This is a genomic window from Aliirhizobium wenxiniae (assembly GCF_014201355.1).
GTDB lineage: Bacteria > Pseudomonadota > Alphaproteobacteria > Rhizobiales > Rhizobiaceae > Neorhizobium > Neorhizobium wenxiniae.
In genome coordinates this window covers 665,879-690,872 of sequence record NZ_JACHEG010000001.1, presented here as the reverse complement: position 1 = coordinate 690,872, position 24,994 = coordinate 665,879, and the positions used below count along the sequence as shown (strand labels likewise).

Annotated in this window: 19 protein-coding genes; 17 read left to right on the top strand and 2 right to left on the bottom strand. The window is 59.0% G+C overall.

Annotated elements, in window-relative coordinates:
• Positions 1 to 12: 12 nt before the first annotated feature.
• The 8 genes from HNQ72_RS03395 to murB are packed head-to-tail and all read left to right on the top strand — an operon-like array spanning position 13 to position 10,141.
• Positions 13 to 1,473, top strand: coding sequence for a UDP-N-acetylmuramoyl-L-alanyl-D-glutamate--2,6-diaminopimelate ligase (locus HNQ72_RS03395; RefSeq protein ID WP_183989557.1), 1,461 nt, complete (start codon positions 13 to 15; stop codon positions 1,471 to 1,473).
• Entirely contained in the window at positions 1,470 to 2,903 is a 1,434-nt protein-coding gene (locus tag HNQ72_RS03390; protein WP_183989556.1) for a UDP-N-acetylmuramoylalanyl-D-glutamyl-2,6-diaminopimelate--D-alanyl-D-alanine ligase, read from the top strand. Before HNQ72_RS03395 ends, HNQ72_RS03390 begins: the two co-directional genes overlap by 4 nt.
• A 28-nt stretch (positions 2,904 to 2,931) precedes the next feature.
• Positions 2,932 to 4,032, top strand: a complete 1,101-nt coding sequence (gene mraY / locus HNQ72_RS03385) for a phospho-N-acetylmuramoyl-pentapeptide-transferase (RefSeq protein ID WP_183989555.1) — start codon at positions 2,932 to 2,934, stop codon at positions 4,030 to 4,032.
• A gap of 16 nt (positions 4,033 to 4,048) precedes the next feature.
• Entirely contained in the window at positions 4,049 to 5,455 is a 1,407-nt protein-coding gene (gene murD, locus HNQ72_RS03380; RefSeq protein ID WP_183989554.1) for a UDP-N-acetylmuramoyl-L-alanine--D-glutamate ligase, read from the top strand.
• Positions 5,456 to 5,459: 4 nt separating this feature from the next.
• On the top strand, positions 5,460 to 6,614 hold the full coding sequence (gene ftsW / locus HNQ72_RS03375; protein ID WP_183989553.1) for a putative lipid II flippase FtsW: 1,155 nt from the start codon (positions 5,460 to 5,462) through the stop codon (positions 6,612 to 6,614).
• Positions 6,615 to 6,618: 4 nt separating this feature from the next.
• On the top strand, positions 6,619 to 7,758 hold the full coding sequence (gene murG, locus HNQ72_RS03370) for an undecaprenyldiphospho-muramoylpentapeptide beta-N-acetylglucosaminyltransferase (protein ID WP_183989552.1): 1,140 nt from the start codon (positions 6,619 to 6,621) through the stop codon (positions 7,756 to 7,758).
• The gene (murC, locus tag HNQ72_RS03365) at positions 7,755 to 9,164 is read left to right on the top strand and encodes a UDP-N-acetylmuramate--L-alanine ligase (protein WP_148147614.1); all 1,410 of its coding nucleotides are present in this window, start codon (positions 7,755 to 7,757) and stop codon (positions 9,162 to 9,164) included. Before murG ends, murC begins: the two co-directional genes overlap by 4 nt.
• 2 nt (positions 9,165 to 9,166) lie before the next feature.
• The gene (gene murB, locus HNQ72_RS03360) at positions 9,167 to 10,141 is read left to right on the top strand and encodes a UDP-N-acetylmuramate dehydrogenase (RefSeq protein WP_183989551.1); all 975 of its coding nucleotides are present in this window, start codon (positions 9,167 to 9,169) and stop codon (positions 10,139 to 10,141) included.
• A gap of 371 nt (positions 10,142 to 10,512) precedes the next feature.
• Here murB and HNQ72_RS03355 read toward each other — a convergent pair whose 3' ends face one another.
• On the bottom strand, positions 10,513 to 11,817 hold the full coding sequence (locus HNQ72_RS03355; RefSeq protein WP_183989550.1) for an MFS transporter: 1,305 nt from the start codon (positions 11,815 to 11,817) through the stop codon (positions 10,513 to 10,515).
• A gap of 384 nt (positions 11,818 to 12,201) precedes the next feature.
• On the opposite strand from HNQ72_RS03355, the gene HNQ72_RS03350 reads away from it, so the two are divergent.
• The 8 genes from HNQ72_RS03350 (at position 12,202) to ligA (ending at position 23,537) form a co-directional block, all read left to right on the top strand.
• Entirely contained in the window at positions 12,202 to 13,128 is a 927-nt protein-coding gene (locus HNQ72_RS03350) for a D-alanine--D-alanine ligase (protein ID WP_183989549.1), read from the top strand.
• A gap of 8 nt (positions 13,129 to 13,136) precedes the next feature.
• Positions 13,137 to 14,048, top strand: a complete 912-nt coding sequence (locus tag HNQ72_RS03345; protein WP_183991258.1) for a cell division protein FtsQ/DivIB — start codon at positions 13,137 to 13,139, stop codon at positions 14,046 to 14,048.
• Positions 14,045 to 15,376: a cell division protein FtsA gene (gene ftsA / locus HNQ72_RS03340; protein WP_183989548.1), complete on the top strand. Its 1,332-nt coding sequence runs from the start codon at positions 14,045 to 14,047 to the stop codon at positions 15,374 to 15,376. The genes HNQ72_RS03345 and ftsA overlap by 4 nt, the downstream gene beginning before the upstream one ends.
• Positions 15,377 to 15,465: 89 nt before the next feature.
• Positions 15,466 to 17,223 carry a cell division protein FtsZ gene (gene ftsZ / locus HNQ72_RS03335; RefSeq protein ID WP_183989547.1) on the top strand — a complete coding sequence of 586 codons (1,758 nt, stop codon included), beginning with the start codon at positions 15,466 to 15,468 and terminating at the stop codon, positions 17,221 to 17,223.
• Between the two features lie 306 nt (positions 17,224 to 17,529).
• Positions 17,530 to 18,489 (top strand): UDP-3-O-acyl-N-acetylglucosamine deacetylase, encoded by a 960-nt coding sequence (gene lpxC / locus HNQ72_RS03330; RefSeq protein WP_183989546.1) that lies wholly within the window; start codon positions 17,530 to 17,532, stop codon positions 18,487 to 18,489.
• A gap of 216 nt (positions 18,490 to 18,705) precedes the next feature.
• A complete protein-coding gene (locus HNQ72_RS03325) occupies positions 18,706 to 19,548 on the top strand; it encodes an outer membrane protein assembly factor BamD (protein ID WP_183989545.1) in 843 nt (280 codons plus the stop codon).
• Positions 19,549 to 19,575: 27 nt separating this feature from the next.
• A complete protein-coding gene (recN, locus tag HNQ72_RS03320; protein WP_183989544.1) occupies positions 19,576 to 21,249 on the top strand; it encodes a DNA repair protein RecN in 1,674 nt (557 codons plus the stop codon).
• 122 nt (positions 21,250 to 21,371) lie between these two features.
• Positions 21,372 to 23,537: an NAD-dependent DNA ligase LigA gene (gene ligA, locus HNQ72_RS03315; protein ID WP_183989543.1), complete on the top strand. Its 2,166-nt coding sequence runs from the start codon at positions 21,372 to 21,374 to the stop codon at positions 23,535 to 23,537.
• 3 nt (positions 23,538 to 23,540) lie between these two features.
• Here ligA and HNQ72_RS03310 read toward each other — a convergent pair whose 3' ends face one another.
• On the bottom strand, positions 23,541 to 24,080 hold the full coding sequence (locus HNQ72_RS03310; RefSeq protein WP_183991256.1) for a GNAT family N-acetyltransferase: 540 nt from the start codon (positions 24,078 to 24,080) through the stop codon (positions 23,541 to 23,543).
• 275 nt (positions 24,081 to 24,355) lie between these two features.
• Between HNQ72_RS03310 and HNQ72_RS03305 the strand changes: the two genes are divergently transcribed.
• Positions 24,356 to 24,967, top strand: coding sequence for a 3'-5' exonuclease (locus HNQ72_RS03305; RefSeq protein WP_183989542.1), 612 nt, complete (start codon positions 24,356 to 24,358; stop codon positions 24,965 to 24,967).
• Positions 24,968 to 24,994: the final 27 nt, after the last annotated feature.

Here is a 24,994-nt window from a genome sequence, read left to right as displayed (position 1 = left end):
TGGAACAGACTGATGAAACTGCGCGATCTTGCCGGTCCGGATTTTCCGGAAGTTAAAGACCTTCTCGCTGGTCCTCTCGGAGACCTCGAGATTACCGGGATTTCCTTGGACAGCCGCAAGATCAGGCCGGGCATGCTGTTTGCCGCGCTGGCGGGCGTCAAGGCCGACGGTGAGGGCTTTATCGGCGATGCTGCCGCGCGCGGTGCCGTGGTTGCCGTCTCCGCTCATCCGGTCGAGGCGAATGTCCCGGTTCTCGTCGTTTCCAATCCACGTCGTTTCGTCGCACTGGCCGCGGCACGCTTCTTCGGCAAGCAGCCCGAAACGATGGTGGCTGTGACCGGCACGGCGGGAAAGACATCCGTTGCGTCATTCGTCCGGCAGATCTGGGCGAATGCCGGGCTGAGTGCCGCACAGATCGGCACGACCGGCGTCATTTCCCCTAGCCGCAATGACTACGGATCGCTGACCACGCCCGATCCGGTGGAACTGCAGAAGCTTCTCGCCGAACTGGCTAACGAAGGTGTCACGCACGCAGCCATGGAAGCATCCAGCCACGGGCTCGACCAGTCGCGTCTGGATGGCGTCAGGCTTTCAGCTGCAGCCTTCACCAATCTTGGTCGCGACCACATGGATTATCATCCGACGGTTGAGGACTACATGGCTGCCAAGATGCGGCTGTTCGATACGCTGATGCCGAAGGGTTCTCCGGCGGTTATCTTCGCCGACGATGCCTGGTCCGAGGAAGCAATCCGTGTTGCCAAGGCGTCTGGCCTCGATGTGCGGACGGTCGGGCGCAAGGGCGACTATCTCTGCGTCAAGCGCGTTGAGCATTTCCGCCACAAGCAAATGGCTGAAGTGCATCACGACGGCCAGATTTTCGAAATCGACATTCCGCTTGCCGGTGATTTCCAGCTGGCCAATGCGCTGGTCGCGGCGGCGCTTGCGATTTCGACAGGTGTTGATGCAAGGACTGCTTTCAAGGCGCTTGAGACGCTGACCGGCGCTGCCGGCCGGCTGGAACTTGTCGGTCATACGAAGGATGGCGCGCTTGCCTATGTCGATTACGCCCACAAGCCGGACGCGCTGGAAAAAGTGCTGACCGCGGTGCGGCCGTTCACCAGCGGCAAGGTACTCGTCGTGTTCGGTTGCGGTGGTGATCGCGACAAGGGCAAGAGACCGATCATGGGCGAAATTGCCACACGTCTGGCCGATGTCGTTGTCGTGACCGATGACAATCCGCGCTCCGAGGTTCCGGAGGTCATTCGCTCCGAGATCATGGCTGCAGCACCGGCAGCGATCGAAATCGGCGACCGGGCAAGCGCGATCCGCCATGCCGTGAACCTGCTCAAATCCGGCGATACGCTGATCGTTGCCGGCAAGGGGCACGAAGAAGGACAGACGATCGGGACGACGGTATTGCCGTTCTCGGATCATGTCGAATTACGCCGTGCATTGGAGGAGAGGGTATCGTGAGCTTTCTTTGGACATCGCAGGAGATGGCGACCGTCATGGAAGGTCGCCCGATCGGTACGCTTCCGGAAGGCATCACGGGCATTTCGATCGACAGCCGCTCGATCGGTGCGGGTGAGGCGTTCTTTGCTATCAAGGGCGACCGCGTGGACGGTCATGATTATGCGAGCATCGCGGTTGCCAATGGCGCCCCACTGATCGTCGTCAGCGAAGGAAAGCTTCCAGCACTTGGGCGGCTGACCGTGCCGATGATCGTGGTCGAGGACGTGCTGGTGGCGCTGGGCAAGCTGGCCGTGGCATCGCGCGCGCGCAGCCGTGCACGCATCATTGCGGTGACCGGATCGGTCGGGAAGACGACAACGAAGGAGATGCTGCGCCAGGTACTTGCTCCATCGGGTAAGGTGCATGCAGCCGTTGCGTCCTTTAACAATCACTGGGGCGTGCCGCTAACGCTGGCGCGCATGCCGGCCGATAGCGATTTCGGTGTCTTTGAGATCGGCATGAACCATGCCGGCGAGATCACGCCGCTGGTCCAGATGGTCAAGCCGCATGTGGCGATCATCACCACGATTGCTGCAGCCCATCTCGGTCATTTCAAAGATCTTGAAGAAATTGCTGCGGCCAAGGCCGAGATCTTCGACGGTGTCGTCGAGGGCGGGGTTGCGGTGCTCAATCGCGATATCAAGCAGTTCGAGTTTCTGGCCGAGCGTGCAAAGGAAGCGGGTGTTGCGCGGATCTGCAGCTTCGGCCAGCATGCCAAGGCGGATTTCCGTCTGGCGGATTTCGAAGGTGACGGCGAGGGATCGACGATCTGGGCCGTTCTAGACGGCGAAACGCGCGAAATCAGGATCGGTGCACCCGGGCGGCATATCGCCGAGAACGCCGTCGCAGCGCTCGGCGCCTGCGATCTTGTCGGTGCCGATCTCGATCAGGCGATCGAAGTGCTTGCGAGCCTCAAATCCGTCAAGGGCAGGGGTGAACGTCACCGCCTTGCGATCGGCGAAGGCTATCTGACGCTGATCGACGAAAGCTATAATGCAAACCCCGCCTCGATGCGGGCGGCAATCGCTTTGCTTGCCTCGACCACGCCGGACCTTTCCGGCCGGCGGATTGCGGTCCTTGGCGACATGCTGGAAATGGGAGCGTTTTCCGCGCAATTGCATGAGGAACTGACCGGGCCGCTGCTTGCTGCCGGGATAGAGCATGTCTGGCTTGCCGGCGCGGAGATGTCGGTATTGCGCGACGCGCTTCCGGAAAGCGTTCAGGTAGAATACCGGGAACAGACGTCGGAACTCGTCGACTATGTCGTGCGCTCCGTCAGGCCCGGTGATGTGGTGATGGTGAAGTCGTCGCTCGGCATCGGTTTCGGCAAGATCGTTGCCGGTCTGCTTGACAACTATCCGGCATTCTCCGACACGGACCACCAACTTTGAATTTTAGCGGCTTCGGGAAAGGGCCTTCATGCTGATCTGGCTTGTCGAACTGTCGGACAAACTGCAGTTTTTCAATTTGTTCCGATACATCACCTTCCGGACTGGCGCAGCCCTGTTTACCTCGGCCCTGATCGTCTTCCTGTTCGGCCCGCGGATGATCGCGTCATTGCGTGTGCGCCAGGGCAAGGGCCAGCCTATCCGTGCTGACGGTCCGCAGACTCACTTCAAGAAGGCCGGCACGCCGACCATGGGGGGGCTGATGATTCTCGCCGGCATCGTCGGCGGTTCACTGCTCTGGGCAGACCTTTCCAACGTCTATGTCGTAGCGACGCTGCTCGTGACACTTGGTTTCGGCGCCATCGGTTTTTACGACGATTACCTGAAGGTCACCAAACAGTCGGACAAGGGCTTTTCCGGTAAGGCTCGTCTCGGGATCGAGTTTGTGATCGCGGGTATCGCCGTATTCTTCATGATGCGCATGGCGATGCATGCCCAGGCGTCCAATCCGGGCCTGGCGACATCTGTCGCTTTCCCCTTCGTCAAGGAATATGTCCTCAATATCGGCTTCTTCTTCATTCTGTTCGGCGGCTTTGTCATCGTCGCTGCCGGCAATGCGGTGAACCTGACCGACGGCCTCGACGGTCTGGCAATTGTGCCGGTTATGATTGCGGCTGCGTCCTTCGGCGTTATCGCCTATCTGGCCGGCAATGCGGTTTTCGCCAACTACCTGCAGATCAATTTCGTGCCTGGTACCGGCGAACTTGCGGTCATTCTCGGCGCCGTTATCGGGGCGGGATTGGGCTTCTTATGGTTCAACGCACCGCCTGCCGCCATCTTCATGGGCGATACAGGATCGCTGGCGCTCGGCGGCCTGATCGGTTCAGTCGCAGTTGCTACCAAGCACGAGATCGTCATGGCGATCATCGGCGGCCTGTTCGTCATGGAAACGCTGTCGGTCATCATTCAGGTCGGTTTCTTCAAGCTGACAGGCAAGCGGGTGTTCCTGATGGCGCCCATTCACCATCATTTCGAAAAGCTCGGCTGGACGGAAAGTCAGGTCGTGATCCGCTTCTGGATCATTGCCGTCGGCCTTGCGATGCTCGGACTTTCGACACTCAAGCTTCGGTAATTTCGGTTATATTGCGATGATCCCGGTTACGACTTTCAAGGGTAGAAATGTAGCACTGTTCGGACTCGGCGGATCGGGTCTCGCGACAGCGCAGGCGCTTGTTTCTGGTGGTGCGAATGTCACCGCCTGGGACGACAATCCCGAAAGCGTAACCAGGGCTTCGCAGGCCGGCATAAATGTTGCCGATCTGAGGGGCATCGATTGGTCGAAGCAGGCCGCTTTCGTGTTATCACCAGGCGTGCCGCTGACCCATCCGAAACCGCACTGGACCGTCGATCTTGCGAAGGCTGCCGGTGTCGAGATCATCGGGGACGTGGAGCTTTTCGTGCGCGAGCGGCGCGCCCATGCGCCGGATAGTCCGTTCATTGCAATCACCGGCACAAACGGCAAATCGACTACGACGGCTCTTATCGCTCATGTCCTGAAAGAGAGCGGTCGCGATACGCAGCTTGGCGGCAATATCGGTACCGCGGTTCTGACGCTGGATGAGCCGAAGGCGGGGCGGTTCTATGTCGTGGAGTGCTCTTCCTACCAGATCGATCTTGCGCCGACGCTCAACCCGACCGCAGGCATTCTGCTTAACCTGACGCCCGATCATCTCGACCGGCACGGCACGATGCAGCACTATGCCGACGTGAAGGAGCGTCTAGTTGCAGGCAGCGAGACAGCAATCATCGGCGTCGATGACAGTTTCTGCACCCTGATTGCTGACCGTGTCGAACGGGCAGGCGTGGCCGTGAAGCGGATTTCGAAGCGCAGTCCTGTCGCTGACGGGATCTATGCGGATGGCACGAAGCTCGTGCTTGCGCATGGTGGTGCGAGCGAATTGTTCGTCGATCTCGATGGTATTCCGACGCTGAAGGGCGCGCATAACGCCCAGAATGCGGCTGCCGCGGTTGCTGCATGCCTGGTGGTCGGCCTTACGCCGACCGAGATCGTTCAGGGACTGAAATCATTTCCCGGCCTCAAGCACCGGATGCAGCCTGTTGGCCGCCGCGGCCATGTCGTGTTCGTCAACGATTCGAAGGCGACCAATGCGGAGGCTGCGGCACCTGCGCTGTCGAGCTATGATCGCATCTACTGGATAGCCGGCGGTCTTCCCAAACAGGGCGGCATCACAAGCCTCGCACCACTTTTCTCTCATATAGTAAAAGCTTATTTGATCGGAGAGGCCGCGCCGGCATTTGCGGCCACGTTGGGCGAAAGCGTGCGCTACGAAATCTCCGGCACGCTGGAACAGGCCGTCGCCCATGCATCAGCAGACGCCGATGGCGATGCCATAGCTTCGGCAGTGATGCTCTCGCCGGCATGCGCAAGCTTCGATCAATTCAAGAATTTCGAGGTTCGCGGAGATGCCTTCGTGCAACTCGTGGCCGACCTGCAGGACGTGACGATGTTGGTCGATACCGGAAACAGGAGCTGAGACTATGGTTAGCCGCGCAGACCGAGGGCCGCTCGCAGACTGGTTCTGGACGATCGACCGCTATTTTCTTGCAGCTTTCATCCTGCTGATGGGGCTGGGCTTCATGCTGTCCTTCGCCGCTTCGCCCGCGGTCGCCGAGCGTATAGGTCTCGACAGCTTCCATTTCGTCGAGCGGCACGCGATGTTCATCGTGCCGTCGCTTGTGGTGATGTTTGGCCTTTCATTCCTCAGCCCAAGGCAGGTGCGGCGCACGGCTATCATTCTTCTGGCCGTCTCGCTGGTGCTGATGGTGCTGGCGCTGTTTTTCGGTGTTGAGGTCAAGGGTGCACGACGTTGGATTGGCGTCGGGATCTTCTCGATCCAGCCTTCCGAGTTCATGAAGCCGGCCTTCGTGATCGTCTGCGCCTGGCTGTTTTCCGAGCATGCGCGGCAGCCGGAAATCCCCGGCAATCTCTTCGCGATCATTCTTTTCGGTATCGTGGCGGCACTTCTGGTCGCCCAGCCCGACCTTGGCCAGACGATCCTGACCAGTGTCGTCTGGGGCGGCATGTTCTTCATGGCAGGCATGCCGTGGATCTGGATTTTCCTGCTTGGCGGCGTCGGCGCCGGTGGTCTCGTGGCGGCCTATTACATGCTGCCGCACGTGACGGCGCGTTTCGACAAGTTCCTCACCGGCGAAGGCGACCGGTTCCAGATCGAAACTGCGCATGAGGCGATCGTGCGTGGCGGCTGGTTCGGCCAGGGGCCGGGCGAGGGGATCGTCAAGCGTATCCTGCCCGATAGCCATACCGACTTCGTCTTTTCGGTCGCTGCGGAAGAATTCGGCATTGTGTTTTGCATGGCGCTGGTGCTGATCTTCGGCTTCATCGTGCTGCGCGGGTTGAACCATGCCTTCAAGGAGCGCAACGACTTCAACCGTTTTGCCGTCGCTGGTCTCGTCCTTCTGATTGGTATCCAGTCGATGATCAATATCGGCGTGAACCTCGAACTGATGCCGGCTAAGGGCATGACGCTGCCGTTGATTTCCTATGGCGGTTCCTCGCAGGTTGCGATCTGCATCACCGCCGGTTTCATCCTGGCGCTGACCCGTCACCGGCCCGAAAAGCGGGCACAGGAGCGGAGCCTGTTTCGGGCTGCGCACGGCGTTCCTGCGGAGTGAGTAAATGAACAAGGGCACGATCGTTCTTGCCGCCGGGGGAACCGGCGGTCATCTGTTTCCTGCAGAAGCTCTGGGACATGAGCTTCGCAATCGCGGTTATGCGGTTCATCTCGTGACGGACAGCCGCGCCGAGCGGTTTGCGGGAAAATTCCCCGCCGACGAAATCCATATCGTGCCTTCCGCCACCTTCGCGTCCAAGAACCCGGTTGCGATGGCCAGGACCGCATGGACGCTCTGGAGGGGGCTTCGCGCTGCGCGGAAGCTCATGTCCCGCCTCCGTCCGCTGGCTGTCGTTGGTTTCGGTGGCTATCCGACCGTGCCGCCTCTTCTGGCATCCACGGGCCTCGGAATTCCGACGTTGATCCATGAGCAGAACGCGGTCATGGGGCGCGCCAACAAGGCGCTGGCCAAGCGCGTTCAGGCAATCGCGGGCGGGTTTCTTCCGGAAGGTAGAGGCGAACATGCGGCCAAGATCGTGGTAACGGGCAATCCCGTGCGCCCGCCGGTTCTGGATGCCGCCAAGATCCCGTACGTTGCATCGCGCGGTGAGACACCGTTCCGACTGGTTGTTTTCGGCGGCAGCCAGGGCGCTCAGTTCTTCTCCTCGGCCGTGCCGACGGCAATCAGCCTTCTGGAGCCAGCGCTGAGGGAACGTCTCATCGTGACCCAGCAGGCGCGCAAGGAAGACAAGGATCGTGTCACGTCGTGCTTCGCCAAGTTGAACGCCCCGGCGGATATCGCTCCGTTCTTTACCGATATGGCCGATCGGCTGGCCGAGGCGCATCTCGTCATCTGCCGTTCCGGGGCATCTACCGTCAGTGAGCTTTCGGTTATCGGACGCCCGTCGATCCTCGTGCCATATCCTTATGCGCTAGATCACGATCAGGCGGCGAATGCTGCTGCATTGGTTGCGGAAGGTGGTGCGCAGGTCGTGGCACAGTCCGATCTTTCTCCGGAAAAGCTGTCGGCGCTGCTGACCTCTGCGATGAACGAGCCCGATCGGCTCGAGACGATGGCGGCGGATGCGAAGGAGGCCGGCAAGCCACGCGCGACCGAAGATCTGGCTGATCTCGTCATTGCTATTGCAGAAAAGCGCCCGATCGCCGAATACAAGAAGAAGACTATAAGTGGAGTTCAGGCATGAAGATGCCCAAGGCCATCGGCCTCGTACATTTCATCGGCATCGGCGGCATCGGCATGAGCGGTATTGCCGAGGTGTTGCACAATCTCGGACACAAGGTGCAGGGTTCCGACCAGTCGGACAGCGCCAACGTCCAGCGCCTTCGCGACAAGGGGATCGAGGTTTTCGTCGGTCACGAGGCCAATAATCTCGGTGATGCCGAAGTGGTCGTCGTTTCGACTGCGATCAAGAAGACCAATCCCGAGCTGATCGCTGCGCGTGAAAAATCGCTGCCGATCGTGCGCCGTGCGGAAATGCTGGCCGAACTGATGCGCTTTCGCAATGCGATCGCCATCGGTGGGACGCATGGCAAGACCACGACAACGTCTATGGTTGCCACGCTGCTCGAAGCCGGCGGGCTTGATCCGACCGTCATCAATGGCGGCATCATCAATGCCTACGGCACCAATGCCCGCATGGGCGAAGGCGAGTGGATGGTGGTCGAGGCCGACGAATCGGACGGCACCTTCCTGAAGCTGCCTGCGGAAGTCGCGGTCGTCACCAATATCGACCCTGAGCATCTGGACCACTACGGCAATTTCGATGCGGTTCGTGCGGCCTTCCGCCAGTTCGTCGAGAACGTGCCGTTCTACGGCTTCGGTGTTCTGTGCATCGATCATCCCGAGGTTCAGGCACTGGTCAGCAAGATCGAGGACCGCAAGGTCGTAACCTACGGCGAAAATCCGCAGGCCGACGCACGCTTTTCGAATATCCGCATGGATGGGACGAAGGCGACTTTCGATGTTGAAATCCGCCGTCGCCGTACAGGTCGGGTTTTCAATTTCAAGGACCTGACCCTGCCCATGCCGGGTCGACACAACATTTCCAATGCGACGGCAGCGATTGCCGTCGCCAACCGGCTTGGTATTTCGGAAGAGGATATCCGCAAGGGGCTTGCTGCGTTCGGTGGCGTGAAACGCCGCTTCACGCTGACGGGAACCTGGAATGATGTGCAGGTATTCGACGACTACGGGCATCATCCGGTCGAGATCAAGGCGGTGCTGAGAGCTGCTCGCGAGGCATGCAAGGGGCGCATCATCGCGGTACACCAGCCGCATCGCTATTCACGCCTTTCGAGCCTTTTCGAGGATTTCGCGACCTGCTTCAACGACGCGGACAGCATTATCCTTGCACCGGTCTATGCTGCGGGCGAAGATCCGATCGAAGGTGTCAATTCCGAGACGCTGGTCTCGCACATCCGTGCGGGTGGCCACCGCGACGCGCGCTATATGGCGTCGCCGGCTGAACTGGCACATATTGTTTCAGGCATTGCGAAACCAGGTGATTTCGTGGTTCTTCTGGGAGCGGGTAATATTACACAGTGGGCGGCGTCATTGCCGAGGGAACTGGAAAGCATATCAGGACAGTAAGTATGAAGCAGGTAGATGGGGAAAAGCTGCTGGCCTCGCTCGGGGAGGGCGTGAACCAGTTGCGCGGGCGGCTTACGCCGGACGCATCAATGGAGAGGGTAACCTGGTTCCAGGCGGGCGGTCTGGCGGAACTGATGTTCCAGCCGCATGACGTGGATGATCTGGTGACATTCCTGAAATTGTTGCCGGCCGAGGTGCCGCTGACGGTCGTGGGCGTCGGTTCCAATCTTCTCGTCCGTGATGGCGGTATTCCGGGCGTTGTCATCCGCCTCTCGGCCAAGGGATTTGGCCAGGTCGAACTTGTCGGCGAAAACCGCATTCGCGCCGGTGCGATCTGCCCGGACAAGCATATCGCCGCAATGGCCATGGATAACGGTATCGGCGGCTTTGCCTTCTATTATGGTATTCCCGGCTCGATCGGTGGCGCCTTGCGGATGAATGCCGGCGCAAACGGTGGCGAGACGTCCCAGCGCGTGATCGAGGTTCATGCCGTTGATCGGCAGGGCAACAAGCACGTGCTTTCCAAGGAAGACATGGGCTACACCTACCGGCATACGGCAGCGTCGAAAGATCTGATCTTCACGCACGCGGTGTTCGAAGGGTATCCGGAAGATCGGGCCAAGATCCGCGCCGATATGGATGCCGTGCGTCAGCACCGCGAAACCGTGCAGCCGATCAAGGAAAAGACCGGCGGCTCCACGTTCAAGAACCCGCCAGATCACTCCGCATGGAAGCTGATCGATGATGCCGGTTGCCGTGGACTGATGAATGGCGGCGCGCAGATGTCGTCGCTTCATTGCAACTTCATGATCAATATCGGCCATGCGACCGGTTACGATCTCGAATATCTCGGTGAGATGGTGCGTCAGCGCGTGTTCGAACATGCCGGCATCAAGTTGGAATGGGAAATCAAGCGGCTCGGCATTTTCATGCCCGGGCGTGAGGTCAAGCCTTTCCAGGGCGCGACCACGGAATAACCGGCCGCTCGGTCCGTTCAGGAGGCGTGAATCGTGCCTTTCCACCATGAACGGACCAAGCCTCTGGCTAATTCTCCGGATTGGCCTTCGACGGCTTGTGCGGCTTCTGGTTGATGACCTTGGCGCCTCGCTGTCTTTTGGAGGGGGATCAGCTGAACACCCCGCCCTTCTTTTTCTCGATATTTTGCCGTTCGTGATTGCTGATGCAGGTTGGATTATCGTGCTTCTGAACGCACATTATAATCGCATCCAAGATGTGCATCTGTTCCGGAAATAATCTAATACCCGGCAAGATTCTGACAACAAAAAAGCCCGCGAGGCCAATGGCTTCGCGGGCTTTTCTTATGATTTGATTCCGGTCTGCTTGAGGATCAGACTTCTTCCTTGCCTGACAGGAAGATGCAGGCAAGCGTGATCAGGGCGGCAACAAGCAGATAGTAGCCGACATAGGCCATGCCGTAGTTAGCCTGCAGGTAGGTGGCGATATAAGGAGCCAGGGAGGCGCCAAAGATGCCAGCCATGTTGAAGGTGATCGACGAGCCGGTATAGCGCACCGTGGTCGGGAATGGTGCAGCCAGCGCCGTGCCGATCAGGCCGTAAGTCATGCCCATGAGAACCATGGCCAGAATCACGAACAGGAAGATCATGCCTTCGCCGTTGGTCATCAAGGCTGGAAGGAGGAACGAGAAGGCTGCAATCAGCGCACTAGTGAGGATCAGCATCTCGCGCCGGCCGTAACGCTCTGCGAGCTTGCCGATCACGACGATGAAGATACCGAAGACAACAGATCCGAGAAGCTGGACTTCCAGCGCATCCAGGAACGGCATCTTCAGTACCTTGACGTTGTAGGACAGAAGATAGGCCGTGCCGATGTAGAACAGCACGAAAGTGGCAAGTGCTACGAATGTGCCGAGTACGAGGCTGCGCTTATGCTTGCGGAAGAGTTCCGCGACGGGCACTTCGACGCGTTCATGGCTGTCGATTGCCTTCTGGAATGCCGGGGTCTCGGTAATCGAAAGGCGAACCCAAAGGCCGACAGCGACCAGTATGATCGATGCGATGAATGGAACGCGCCAGCCCCAGCTGAGCAGCGCTTCCTGCGACATGAAGTGCAGGAGGATCCAGAATACGCCGGAGGACAGGAACAGGCCCAGCGGGGCGCCGAGCTGCGGGAACATGCCGTACCAGCTGCGCTTGCCCGGAGGAGCGTTTTCGGTGGCCAGCAGAACCGCGCCACCCCATTCACCGCCGAGACCGAAGCCCTGGCCGAAACGGCAAAGCGCCAGAAGCAGCGGTGCGACGACGCCAATCTGTTCATATGTCGGCAGAAGGCCGATCACGACCGTGGAAATACCCATGGTCAGCAATGCGGCGACCAGCGTCGTCTTGCGGCCGATACGGTCACCGTAATGGCCGAACACGATCGCGCCGAGTGGGCGTGCAAAGAATGCGATGGAGAAGGTTGCGAAGGATGCGAGAAGCGCGCTCGTGGGGTCGCTGCCGGGGAAGAACAGCGTCGGGAACACCAGGACGGCGGCGGTCGCATAAACATAAAAATCGAAAAACTCGATCGTCGTGCCGACCACGCTGGCCGTCAGGACTTGTGCAGGAGAGTTCGTTGCAACAGGCGCTAACGGCTCAGCAGACGGCGAAGCGGAGGGCGTCGCGTTAGTCATACTGATTCCAGTTCAGAAAAGGTTTTTTATATGGCTCTTGGGAGGGCCGCATGCGCAGTATCGTAATTTTATGGCGACCGAAACCCTTTCTGTCGCAATAAATGCAAAAAAAACAGGTCTTGCGAAGAATCATGCGACGGGCTGATACGTCCTGCAGGAAAGGTAGTGCGCCATGATCTGCGGCTTCCTCAAATGTCGCGTTAACTATTTCCTTCGTAATTTTATCCTTTGTTTTCAGTGCATTGGTTTGCCTCGTTAAGCAAAGTAAACGATTTGTTAACCATTTTGCTGCACCAATGGGAGACAAGTTCGGTGAGAGTCGCTGGCCGCAATAGGCGGTGGAGGTTCGAAATCCGGGAATTGTTATTTTTCAAGAGGTGACGGATGAGTGGCAAGCACGTGGCTGTTCTGATGGGAGGGTTTTCCTCCGAGCGGCCTGTCAGCCTGTCGTCCGGCAATGCCTGCGCGGATGCGCTGGAGGGCGAGGGCTATCGTGTGACGCGTGTCGACGTCGGACGTGATGTCGGCTCCGTGCTGGCTGGTCTTCGGCCTGATGTTGCATTTAACGCTCTTCATGGTCCCTTCGGTGAAGACGGGACTATCCAGGGTGTGCTCGAATATCTGGAAATTCCTTACACGCATTCGGGTGTGCTGGCCTCTGCGCTGGCAATGGATAAGGCTCAGGCAAAGCATGTTGCCAAGGCTGCGGGCGTGCCTGTTGCTGATGCGCTCGTTATGGATCGCAAGGATTTCACCAATGTTCATCCCATGCCTGCGCCCTATGTGGTCAAGCCGGTGCGTGAGGGGTCTTCTTTCGGTGTTGTGATCGTTCGTGAAGATCAGTCCCATCCGCCGCAGGTCGTGACTTCGTCTGAGTGGCGCTACGGCGACGAGGTGATGGTCGAGCGCTATGTCTATGGTCGTGAACTGACCTGTGGGGTCATGAATGGTCAGGCTCTCGGTGTCACGGAGGTCGTTCCGACTGGTCCCGGGTTCTACGATTACGACGCCAAGTATGTTGCCGGTGGTTCAAAACACGTCATTCCGGCGCAGATTTCACCGAATATTTACCAAAAAATACAAGCATGGGCGGTCAAGGCGCACGAGGCTATCGGTTGCCGTGGTGTGAGTCGCTCCGACTTTCGCTTCGATGATCGGTTCTCCGGTGAAGGTGAAGTTATCTGGCTTGAGGTGAATACCCAGCCTGGAATGACCCCGACATCCCTCGTGCCCGAAATGGCTGCTCATGCGGGGTATTCCTTCGGTGAGCTTGTTCGCTGGATGGTGGAGGACGCTTCTTGTCTACGGTGATCGGCAAAATGGCTGGTGGGTCGCATCGTCGCGCTGCTTCCGGCGTTGTGGGCGCTGACGACCGTCGCGTTCTGCCGCGGCCGCTGCGTCGCGTCGTGCGCTTTGCGGTCAGTCTTGCTACCGGCAGGATCGATATTCCGGCGCATGCCGGCACGCTGTCTACCTTCGCATTTTTTGCGGTCGTAGGGCTCTATGGCATGTCTCTCGGTGGTCACGGTCATGTCGTGGCCCAGTCCACAACCGCCGCTGTCGGATTTGCGATCGAAGACGTTCGGGTCTCGGGTAACGATCAGACTTCGGAAATCGACATTCTTCAGCTTCTCGGTCTCGATGGCACGACGTCACTGGTCGCGCTGGATATCGATGCCGCAAGGCGCAAGCTGTCGGAACTGCCCTGGGTCGAATATGCGGAAGTGCGCAAGGTTTATCCGCGCACGATCGAGGTCATGCTCAAGGAGCGCAAGGCTTTCGCCATCTGGCAGCACGGATCCGAACTCTCTCTGATCGAAAAGAACGGATCCATTATCGCGCCGCTCAAGGACAACAAATTTGCCTCCTTGCCGCTGTTCGTTGGTCGCGATGCCGAGATTGCAGCCGCATCCTTCGCCCAGGAAATGGACAAGTGGCCTGAGATCGCAAGCCGCGTACGGGCCTATGTCCGAGTTTCCAGCCGCCGCTGGGATCTGCATCTCGATAACGGCATCGTTCTCAAACTTCCGGAAGAGCGGATCCCGTCTGCTTTGGCTCTCTTGTCCAAGCTGGAGAAAGAGCAGGGTGTGCTGGAGCGCGATGTCGCTGCCGTAGACCTTCGTCTTGAAGATCGCACAACCATTCAATTGACTTCCGCTGCGGTGGAGCGTCGCGAGCAAGCGCTCGACGCTCGTACCAAGGCCTTGAAAAAAGCTGGAGCGAAATCGTGAGTATGTTCGGTTCCTCCCAATTCGGTATGCCGCGTATGAAGCCCCTGTCATCGAAGCGCAGCCACGTCGTGTCGGTCCTCGATATCGGATCGACCAAGGTCGTGTGCATGATTGCCCGCCTCACTCCACGCCAGGAAAGCCAGATTCTTCCGGGCCGGACGCATCACATCGAGATCATCGGCATCGGCCATCAGCGTTCGCGTGGTGTGAAGTCGGGTGTGATTGCCGACCTCGATGCTGCCGAAAGCGTTATCCGGCTTGCCGTCGACGCTGCCGAGCGTATGGCCGGCCTCACTGTCGACAGCCTGATCGTCAACGTTTCCGCCGGTCGTCTGGCAAGTGACGTGTACACTGCGACCATCGATCTTGGCGGCCAGGAAGTCGAGAATTCCGATCTTCGCAAGGTTCTGGTCGCGGCAAGCAACCAGTCGCAGCGGCATGATCGAGCCATCCTTCATTCGCTGCCCACCGGCTTCTCGCTGGATGGCGAGCGCGGCATCCGCGATCCCCTGTCGATGTATGGCGATGAACTCGGCGTCGACATGCATTTCGTTACTGCGGAACGCATTACGCTGAAAAACCTCGAACTTTGCGTCAATCGCGCGCATCTTTCGGTCGAAGGCATGGTTGCCACGCCTTATGCCAGCGGCCTTGCCGCTCTCGTTGACGATGAAGTCGAACTCGGCTGCGCTGCCATCGACATGGGCGGCGGCACGACGACGATCTCCGTCTTTTGCGAAGGCAAGCTCGTTCACACGGACGCAATCGGTCTTGGTGGTCATCATGTCACAACTGATCTGGCGCGAGGCCTATCGACTCGGATAGAAGATGCCGAGCGCATGAAAGTCGTACATGGTTCGGCACTCGCCAATGGTGGCGATGAACGTGACGTGATCTCCGTACCGCCGATTGGTGAGGATGATCGCGATCAGCCGACCCAGGTGCCGCGCTCGCTGGTTACCCGTATCGTTGGCGCCCGCATCGAAGAGACGCTGGAGCTTATTCGTGACCGCATCCAGAAGTCGGGCTTCAGCCCGATTGTCGGAAAGCGAGTCGTATTGACGGGTGGCGCCAGCCAGCTGACCGGCCTGCCAGAAACGGCACGGCGGATTCTCGCCCGCAATGTTCGAATCGGTCGTCCGATGGGTGTCTCCGGTCTGCCGGCGGCAGCCAAGGGCCCGGCGTTCTCCACCGCAGTCGGACTGATCATCTATCCGCAGGTGGCGGAAATGGAAACGCATGCTTCGCAGGGCGGCCTCATCGGTTCGTTCGGCAACGGAACCGGTCGTTTGGCCCGCATGGGACAATGGCTGAAAGAGAGTTTTTGACCCGGGAGACAGCCCCTCCTTTGTCAAAGTGAATTGGAAAAGAATTGGTCAGCTCGGCGACGCGACCAAAAGCAGAAGGAAAAGGTACAATGACGATCAAGCTGCAGAAGCCTGACATCACCGAGCTGAAGCCTCGGATCACTGTTTTCGGCGTGGGTGGCGGTGGCGGTAACGCCGTCAACAACATGATCACTGCTGGGCTCGAAGGCGTCGATTTCGTCGTTGCCAATACCGATGCCCAGGCGCTGACCATGACCAAGGCCGAGCGTATCATCCAGATGGGTGTGCAGGTCACCGAAGGTCTCGGCGCCGGCTCTCAGCCGGAAGTCGGCCGCGCTGCTGCCGAGGAATGCCTCGACGAGATCATCGACCATCTCAACGGTACCCACATGTGCTTCGTCACCGCCGGCATGGGTGGTGGTACCGGCACCGGTGCTGCTCCGGTTGTCGCGCAGGCTGCTCGTAACAAGGGCATCCTGACCGTCGGCGTCGTTACCAAGCCGTTCCACTTCGAAGGTGGACGCCGCATGCGTCTGGCCGAACAGGGAATCCAGGAACTGCAGAAGTCGGTCGATACGCTGATCGTCATCCCGAACCAGAACCTGTTCCGCATCGCCAACGACAAGACGACCTTTGCCGACGCATTCGCGATGGCCGACCAGGTTCTCTATTCGGGCGTTGCCTGCATCACCGACCTGATGGTCAAGGAAGGCCTGATCAATCTCGACTTCGCCGACGTTCGTTCGGTGATGCGCGAGATGGGCCGTGCAATGATGGGTACCGGCGAAGCTTCCGGTTCGGGCCGTGCGCTGCAGGCTGCCGAAGCTGCAATCGCCAACCCGCTGCTCGACGAAACCTCGATGAAGGGTGCGCAGGGCCTGCTGATCTCCATCACTGGTGGTCGCGACCTGACGCTGTTCGAAGTCGACGAAGCCGCGACCCGCATTCGCGAAGAAGTCGATCCGGATGCCAACATCATCCTCGGCGCAACCTTCGATGAAGCGCTTGAAGGCCTCATCCGCGTCTCCGTCGTTGCCACCGGTATCGATCGCGCCCATGGCGAAGTCGACCTGCGTGCTGCTGAAATGCGTGCTGCGCAGAAGCCGATTATCCGTCCTTCCGCGGCCGTTGCTCCGGCTCCGGCCGCAGCTCAGCCTGTCATGATGCAGGCCCCCCAGGCACCGAAGGCTGCCGACCCGATCGCTGAGACCATCCGTCAGGCAGAAGCTGAAATGGAACAGGTTCTTGCAATCCCGACGCCTGTCGCTCCGGCACCGCAGCCGCAGCAGGAAGAATTCCGCCCGCAGAGCCGCCTTTTCGCAGCTCCTGTAGCAGAATCTCCGGCTCCTGCGCCTGTCATGTCCCGCCCGGTTCCGGCGGCACCGCAGCCGGCTCCGGCCTATCATCAGCCGGCACCTGTCGCGGCACCGGTCATGAGCCAGCCTGCTCCGCGCATGGCGCAGCCGGTTCAGCATGAGCCCGTTTATCGCGAGCCCGTTATGGAACCTGTTCGGATGCCGAAGGTGGAAGATTTTCCGCCGGTCGTGAAGGCTGAGATGGAACATCGCGCCCAGGCGACGGCCCATGTTCAGGAAGAGCGTGGACCGATGGGCCTCCTGAAGCGGATTACCAACTCGCTCGGCCGCCGCGAAGAAGACGATCACGTCCAGTCGGATATGACGACTTCGGCACCGGCTCCGCAGCAGCGCCGTCCGCTTTCGGCCGAAGCCAGCCTTTATGCACCGCGTCGCGGCAATCTCGATGACCGTGGGCGTGTTGCTCCGCAGGCTAGCCACGAAGACGATCAGCTCGAAATTCCGGCCTTCCTGCGCCGCCAGTCGAACTGAGTTAACGGCGTACAACAAAGTTGAAGAGGCCCGGGTGATCAGCATCCGGGCCTTTTTGAATCGAGCATATTAACTGTGGAAAAATAACATTTCCAATCAGATGTTTACGTGATGAAAAGTGCGTCGCGGCCAAGGAAGGTGACGTTGTTAGAAAACCGTAACAATCCGAAACGAACAGTGATTTGGAAACAGCGTAGGGCATGCGTATTTAGACGATGACAGAGTTGGAACAATTCGTTCGTTTCAACGGAATGCGAATACGGACCTGCTGATCACGGGTGCGAGGAATCAAGAAGGCTTACGTTAATGACAATTGGATTGCTCGGATTTCAGGCAACGATTGCTGCTCCGGTTACGTTGAGCGGCATCGGTGTGCATTCCGGAGCGCCGGTAATGATTACCTTCCAGCCGGCGGAAGCCGGAACCGGTATTGTGTTCAGCCGTAATCTCGAAGACGGCACCTCGGTCGAATATCGTGCCGTGTCGTCGCAGGTCGGCCCGACCGATCTCTGCACGGTGCTTGGGGTATCGCCGGCGAAATGGGTCGCGACCATCGAGCATGTAATGGCTGCGCTCTATGCGATGGGCATCGACAACATCATCGTCGAGGTCGATGGCGCCGAAATGCCGATCATGGACGGTAGCTCCTATCCGTTCATCGAGGCGATCGAGCAGGTCGGTACTGTCAATCTTGGGATCAAGCGTCGTTACATTCGCGTCGTCAAGCCGGTGCGAATCGAATCAGGCGCATCATGGTCCGAGTTCCGCCCCTATGACGGCACCCGATTCGAAGTGGAAATCGATTTCCCGTCTTCGCTGATTGGTCGTCAGAGCTGGAAGGGTGACCTGACTGCTGCAACTTTCAAGTCCGAGCTTTCGCGCGCCCGCACCTTCGGCTTCATGCGTGATGTCGAGCGTCTGTGGGCTGCAGGTTATGCACTTGGGTCTTCGCTGGAAAACTCGGTTGTAATTTCCGACGATGAAACGGTCGTGAACGTCGAAGGCTTGCGTTACGCCAAGGATGAGTTCGTTCGTCACAAGACACTGGATGCCGTTGGCGATCTGGCTCTTGCGGGCGCTCAGTTCATTGGCTGCTACCGCTCCTATCGCGGCGGACACAAGATGAATGCAAATGCGCTGAAGGCTCTTCTGAGCGACTCGAGCGCCTATGAAGTGGTCGAGGCCCCGTCTTCTGTTGCCACACGTGTTCGTGCTGGTGAGTTCGTTCCTGTCAGCATGACGGAATGTGCTCCCTGGTTTGCCTGAATTTTATGATCTCCGTCAGACTGGCCGTTCCGCAAGGAACGGCCTTTTTCTTTTCATAAAAGGTACTTGCTGGCCGCGATCGCCACAAAAATGCATTAATGCCGACCCATTGCGTTGCCCTGACCATGCTTTTATGGCTAGTACGCCGCTGGGCACGAGTAGTTTCACGCGGGGACGATCAGGGACTGTCGGATGGCTGATGGAAAGTCTGTAGAAATGCGTAGCTTTACGAGGATCGGCCTCCTGGCGATTGCACTCATCGGGACCGGGGTTGGCTTGGCTGCATGCCAATCCGACAAGGACATCGACATAACGAAGCTTGGCTTCGAAGCCGAGTCCCCGGAGATGTTGTATAATCAGGGCCTTGCGAACATGAAGGCCGGCAACATGGCCGAAGCTGGGCGCAAGTTCGACGCTATCGACAAGCAGAACCCGTTTACCGAATGGGGCCGCAAGGCGCTTGTGATGAGCACGTTCGTCAAGCAGCGCATGGGTCGTAACGATGATGCGATCTCGGTCGGCAACCGTTATCTCAGCCAGTATCCGAAGTCTCAGGACTCGGCCTATGTCCAGTATTTGGTTGGTCTTTCGTATTCCAAGCAGATTTCCGATGTGACGCAGGACCAGAAGGCCGCGGCAAATACGATCGCTGCGATGAGCAAGGTCGTAAACGATTATCCGAAATCGGAATATGTCGAGGACGCGCAGGCGAAGATTCGATTCGCACGCGACCAGATGGCCGGCAAGGAAATGCAGATCGGCCGCTATTATCTCGAGCGTAAAGAATACCTCGCCGCCATCCAGCGTTTTCGCAATGTTGTCGAAACCTATCCCAACACCAATCAGGTGGAAGAGGCTTTGGCGCGTCTGACCGAGACCTATTATCGTATGGGCATCGTAGAAGAGGCACAGACGGCTGCAGCGGTGCTTGGACGGAACTATCCGGACAGCCAGTGGTATGCCGATAGCTACAAGCTGCTGCATTCGGGTGGTGTCGAGCCGCGCGAAAACAGGGGGTCCTGGATCTCGCGCGCCGGTGCAAAGCTCATCGGCGCCTGAGAGACCAGAGGTCAATAACGAGGCCACATGCTGATCCAGTTGTCGATCCGCGATATCGTTCTGATCGAGCGGCTCGATCTCGGTTTCGAGGCCGGGCTCTCGGTGCTGACGGGTGAAACCGGCGCCGGCAAGTCCATCCTGCTCGATAGCCTTTCGCTGGCGCTTGGCGGTCGTGGTGACGGTGGTCTCGTGCGCCATGGCGAAGACAAAGGGCAGGTGACGGCCGTCTTCGATGTACCCGGCCAGCACGCCGCACGAAAACTCCTCAAGGAAAACGGCATCGATGACGATGGCGATCTGATATTCCGCAGGATCCAGTCGGCGGACGGGCGCACGCGCGCGTCGATCAACGACCAGCCGGTCAGCGTGCAGTTGATGCGGCAGGTCGGCCAGGTGCTCGTGGAAATCCACGGCCAGCATGACGACCGCGCCTTGATCGACACCAATGCGCACCGCATGCTGCTTGATGCCTTTGCGGGCTTGTCCGACGAGGTGCAGAAGGTTGGCGGCCTGTATCGGACATGGCGGGATGCCGAGCGTGCCTTCAAGGCGCACCGTGCCAAGGTTGAAGCCGCGGCCCGCGAAGCTGATTACATCCGTGCCTCGGTCGAAGAACTGGAAGCGCTTTCGCCGCGTGACGGCGAAGAGGAGGAGCTTGCCGAACATCGCTCGAAGATGCAGAAGTCCGAGCGGATCGCTGGCGATATTTCCGAGGCTTCCGAATTTCTCAACGGCAATGCTTCGCCTGTCCCGATGATTGCGTCCATGGTGCGCCGACTGGAGCGGAAGAGCCACGAGGCGCCTGGACTGCTGGAAGAGACTGTCGAGCTTCTGGATCAGGCTCTCAACCATCTTTCGAATGCGCAGATGGAGGTCGAGGCGGCGCTTCGGCGTACAGAGTTCGATCCGCGTGAGCTGGAGCGCGTCGAGGAGCGGCTTTTCGCTCTGCGCGCCGCTGGCCGCAAATATTCCGTCGCGGTGGTCGATCTGCCGGCGCTGGCCGAAAAGATGGTGGCTGACCTTGCCGATCTCGATGCCGGTGAAGAGAAGCTCGGGCAGTTGGAGAAGATCGCCGCCGCCGCCAAGGAAGAGTTCGATCGCGCGGCCGCTGTGCTTTCAGATAAGCGCAAGGATGGCGCCGAATCACTTGCTGCCGCCGTCATGGCCGAACTGCCGGCATTGAAGCTTGAGCGTGCGCGCTTCATGGTCGAGGTTACCGCCGATCCCGAGACGGCTGCTGCCGAGGGGATTGATACGGTCGAATTCCATGTGCAGACCAATCCGGGCACGCGCCCCGGCCCGATCATGAAGGTTGCTTCGGGTGGCGAGCTTTCCCGTTTCCTGCTGGCGCTGAAGGTGGCGCTCGCAGACCGTGGTTCGGCTCCGACTTTGGTGTTTGACGAGATTGATACGGGTGTCGGCGGCGCGGTGGCCGACGCCATCGGTCAGCGTCTGAAACGGTTGTCATCGACGGTCCAGGTTCTTTCCGTTACGCATGCGCCGCAGGTGGCGGCACGCGCCGCGACGCATCTCCTGATCTCGAAGGGACCGGCGGCCGACGGATCCGAAAAGATCGCCACGCGCGTTGCGACCATGGCTCCTGAACATCGCGCCGAGGAGATCGCCCGGATGCTCTCCGGTGCCTCGGTGACTGACGAGGCGAGGGCTGCTGCCGCGGCGCTTTTATCCGGCAACGGCTAACACTGGCTTTTGATATTTGACGGTCTCAATGTTGTGGCTTGTTTTCCACTCTCCGAGATGACGTGGTCCTTCCAATCCATGGTGATTGCACTAGAAAAAGCGGTGAAGATGGAGATTCCCGCATGGCCGCCGATCAGACCCCAATCGAAACGCTGACCGAACAGACGGCTGCTGCCGAACTGGAGCGGCTGGCGAAAGAGCTGGCCCATCACGATGAACTGTACCACGCCAAGGATGCGCCGGAGATTTCCGACGCCCAGTACGATGCACTGAAGCGTCGCAACCTTGCCATCGAAGAGCGCTTTCCGCAGCTTATCCGCTCGGATAGTCCTTCGATCACTGTCGGTGCCGCGCCCCTTGCGACCTTTGCACCGATCACCCATGCGCGGCCGATGCTGTCGCTCGACAACACGTTTTCCGACGAGGACGTGCGCGATTTCGTCAATTCGGTCTATCGTTTCCTCGGGCAGCTGCCAGACAATTCGATCGCGTTTACCGCCGAACCGAAGATCGACGGCCTATCCATGTCGATCCGCTACGAAGACGGTATTCTCGTCAATGCCGCCACCCGCGGCGACGGGACGACCGGTGAAAATGTCACCGCCAATGTGAAGACGATCAGGGAAATCCCCCAGCGCCTGCCCAAGGGCGTGCCAGCGGTCGTTGAGGTGCGCGGCGAGGTCTATATGGCCAAGAGCGACTTTCTGGCGCTCAACGCCGAGATGGAGGCGCAGGGCAAGCAGCTTTACGTCAATCCGCGCAACACCGCCGCAGGATCGCTACGCCAGCTCGACGCCAGAGTAACCGAGAGCCGCAAGCTGAAATTCTTCGCCTATGCCTGGGGTGAGATTTCCGAGCCGAACGACTTGCCGAAGAGCCAGTACGAGATGGTACAGACCTTCAAGGGCTGGGGCTTTCCGGTGAACCCGCTGATGCAGCGGCTGAATTCGGTCGATGACATTCTGGCGCATTATCACGAGATCGGCCTTGCGCGTCCGGATCTCGATTATGATATCGACGGCGTTGTCTACAAGGTCGACCGGCTGGATCTGCAGGCCCGCCTCGGTTTTCGCTCGCGTTCGCCGCGCTGGGCAACAGCGCATAAATTCCCCGCCGAACAGGCTTTTACGACCGTCGAAAACATCGACATCCAGGTCGGCCGCACCGGGGCTCTGACACCTGTCGCGCGTCTGACCCCGATCACGGTCGGCGGTGTAGTCGTCACCAATGCGACGTTGCACAATGCCGATTACATCGAAGGTATCGGCAATTCCGGTGAGCGTATTCGCGACGAAGAGCACGATATCCGGATAGGCGACACCGTCATTGTCCAGCGGGCAGGGGATGTCATCCCGCAGGTTCTGGATATGGTGATGGAGAAGCGTCCGTCGGATGCGAAGAAGTACGAGTTTCCGGCCAAATGCCCGGTCTGCGGAAGCCATGCGGTGCGCGAGAAAAACGAGAAGACCGGCAAACTCGATTCGGTCACGCGTTGCACCGGCGGTTTCGTCTGCCGGGCGCAGGCTACCGAGCACCTGAAGCATTTCGTCTCGCGCAATGCCTTCGATATCGAAGGGCTGGGGACGAAGCAGGTGGATTTCTTCTTCGAGAGCGAAGATCCTGCACTGCAGGTTCGCACTGCGCCCGACATCTTCACGCTGAAAAAGCGGCAGGAAGCCTCGCCGTTGATGAAACTCGAAAACATCGAGGGTTTTGGCAGGGTCAGCGTCAGAAAACTGTTCGACGCGATCGATGAACGTCGTTCGATAGCGCTCAACCGCTTCATCTATGCACTCGGTATCCGCCATGTCGGCGAGACGACGGCGAAGCTGCTCGCCCGCCATTACGGCACCTATGAAGCATTCGATCGGGCGATGAAGGATGCTTCATCACTGGCCGGTGACGCATGGCAGGATCTGAACAATATCGAGGGCATTGGTGAGATCGTTGCCCGCGCCATCGTAGAATTCTTCAAGGAGCCTCGCAATCTCGATGTCATCAATCGATTGCTCGAAGAAGTGACGCCACAGGCTGCGGAGCAGGTTGCAGCGTCCGACAGCCCGGTGGCGGGCAAGACAGTCGTATTCACCGGTTCGTTAGAGCGATTCACGCGTGACGAAGCCAAGGCGCGTGCCGAAGGTCTCGGGGCGAAGGTGGCCGGTTCCGTATCGAAGAAGACCGACTATGTCGTTGCTGGCCCCGGCGCCGGTTCCAAGCTCGACAAGGCTCGGGAACTCGGCGTCGAAGTGATGACGGAGGATGAGTGGCTCACCTTTATCGGTGGCTGATCGTCAGGGCCTGATCCGTGCCATGCAATAGGCATCGACATAGCTTCCGTCTCGAAAAGCGAATTCCTTCATGAGGCCTTCGGTGACGAACCCGTTCTTCTCATAGAGACGGATGGCTGGTTCGTTGTCCGTGTAGACCGTTAGTTCGACGCGGCGCAGGTTGAACCAGTCGTCGGCAAGGGCGACGACTTCTCCTATCAGCGCTCGGCCGATACCCTTGCCGACATAAGCATCGTGAACACCCATGCCGATACTTCCGACGTGGACACGACGGTTGGAGAACCGCGTCAATCCGGCATCGCCGACAATTCTGCCATCGAGGAGAGCGATCAGGCCGGTGACGTTTGCCGGCTGACTTTCGATACCCTTGCGGATTTCATCCGGCGTGTGGTGTGGGGTACGCAGCGTGCCGTACCGATAGCCCGGGAGATTGTGCAGCGTCACTATTCCTTCGGCATCTGACGGCCGTCGTGCCCGTATGACGAGGTTTTGGGGCCATGCTGCATCTTTCGCCAATGGTGGAGGATTTTCCAGTTCGCTCATGTCGCTCTCTTTGGTTTTGCCGAAGCAGAGCGGAACGATGCCGACCCTGCCATCATGCGGCAGGGTGGTGGAGGGACGACCGGCTAACGCGCCAAACCCGCCACGCGCCCTGCAAGGCGAATGGTCACGGTTACGTGTGTAAGGGCGATAACGCTGATCATGACCCGGATTTGGCCATGAATGTGGAAACAGGTCAAGCTGCCGCATCCGCGGCTCTTTGCCGAATCGCGTAGCGCGGCCTAAAAGCGTCGCAGTCGTCCAACCGGAATTTCAGCTTGAAGACCATAGCGATCGATTTCGAAACCGCCAACGAGCAGCGTGGAAGCGCCTGTTCGGTAGGGCTTGCGTGGATCGAAAATGGCAAGGTCATTCGCGTCGAAGAACGTTTGATCCGGCCGAAGGACATGCGGTTTTCGTCTTTCAACATCGGCATCCACGGCATTCGCCCCGAGCAGGTCGAGGATGCCGGTGAATTTCCTGAAGTGATGGACGAATTTGCCGACGATTTTGCCGGTGCGACAATGATCGCACATAATGCCGCATTCGATTTCAGCGTCTGGCGCGCCTGTCTCGACCAATACCGCCAGTCCTATCCGGAGCTTTCCTATCTTTGCAGTGTCAAGATGGCTCAGAAGGTGTGGCCGCATCTGATCTCGCACAAGCTGAATATCCTGGCGCAGCATCTCGGGCTGAATTTCCTTCACCATAACGCGGCAGAGGATGCCGCCATCTGTGCCGAGGCCACGATCGCGATTGCATCGACGTTGAACCTGTCCGAAATCCGCGATGTTCCTGCTGCCATCGGGATGAAAGCCGGCCGGCTGTTCTCCAGCGGTTACGAAGCGTGTACTCTGCCCAAACGGTCTGCTGTTTTGATCGGCAGGTGAATAATCCGCAGCCGTCTTGCAAGCTGT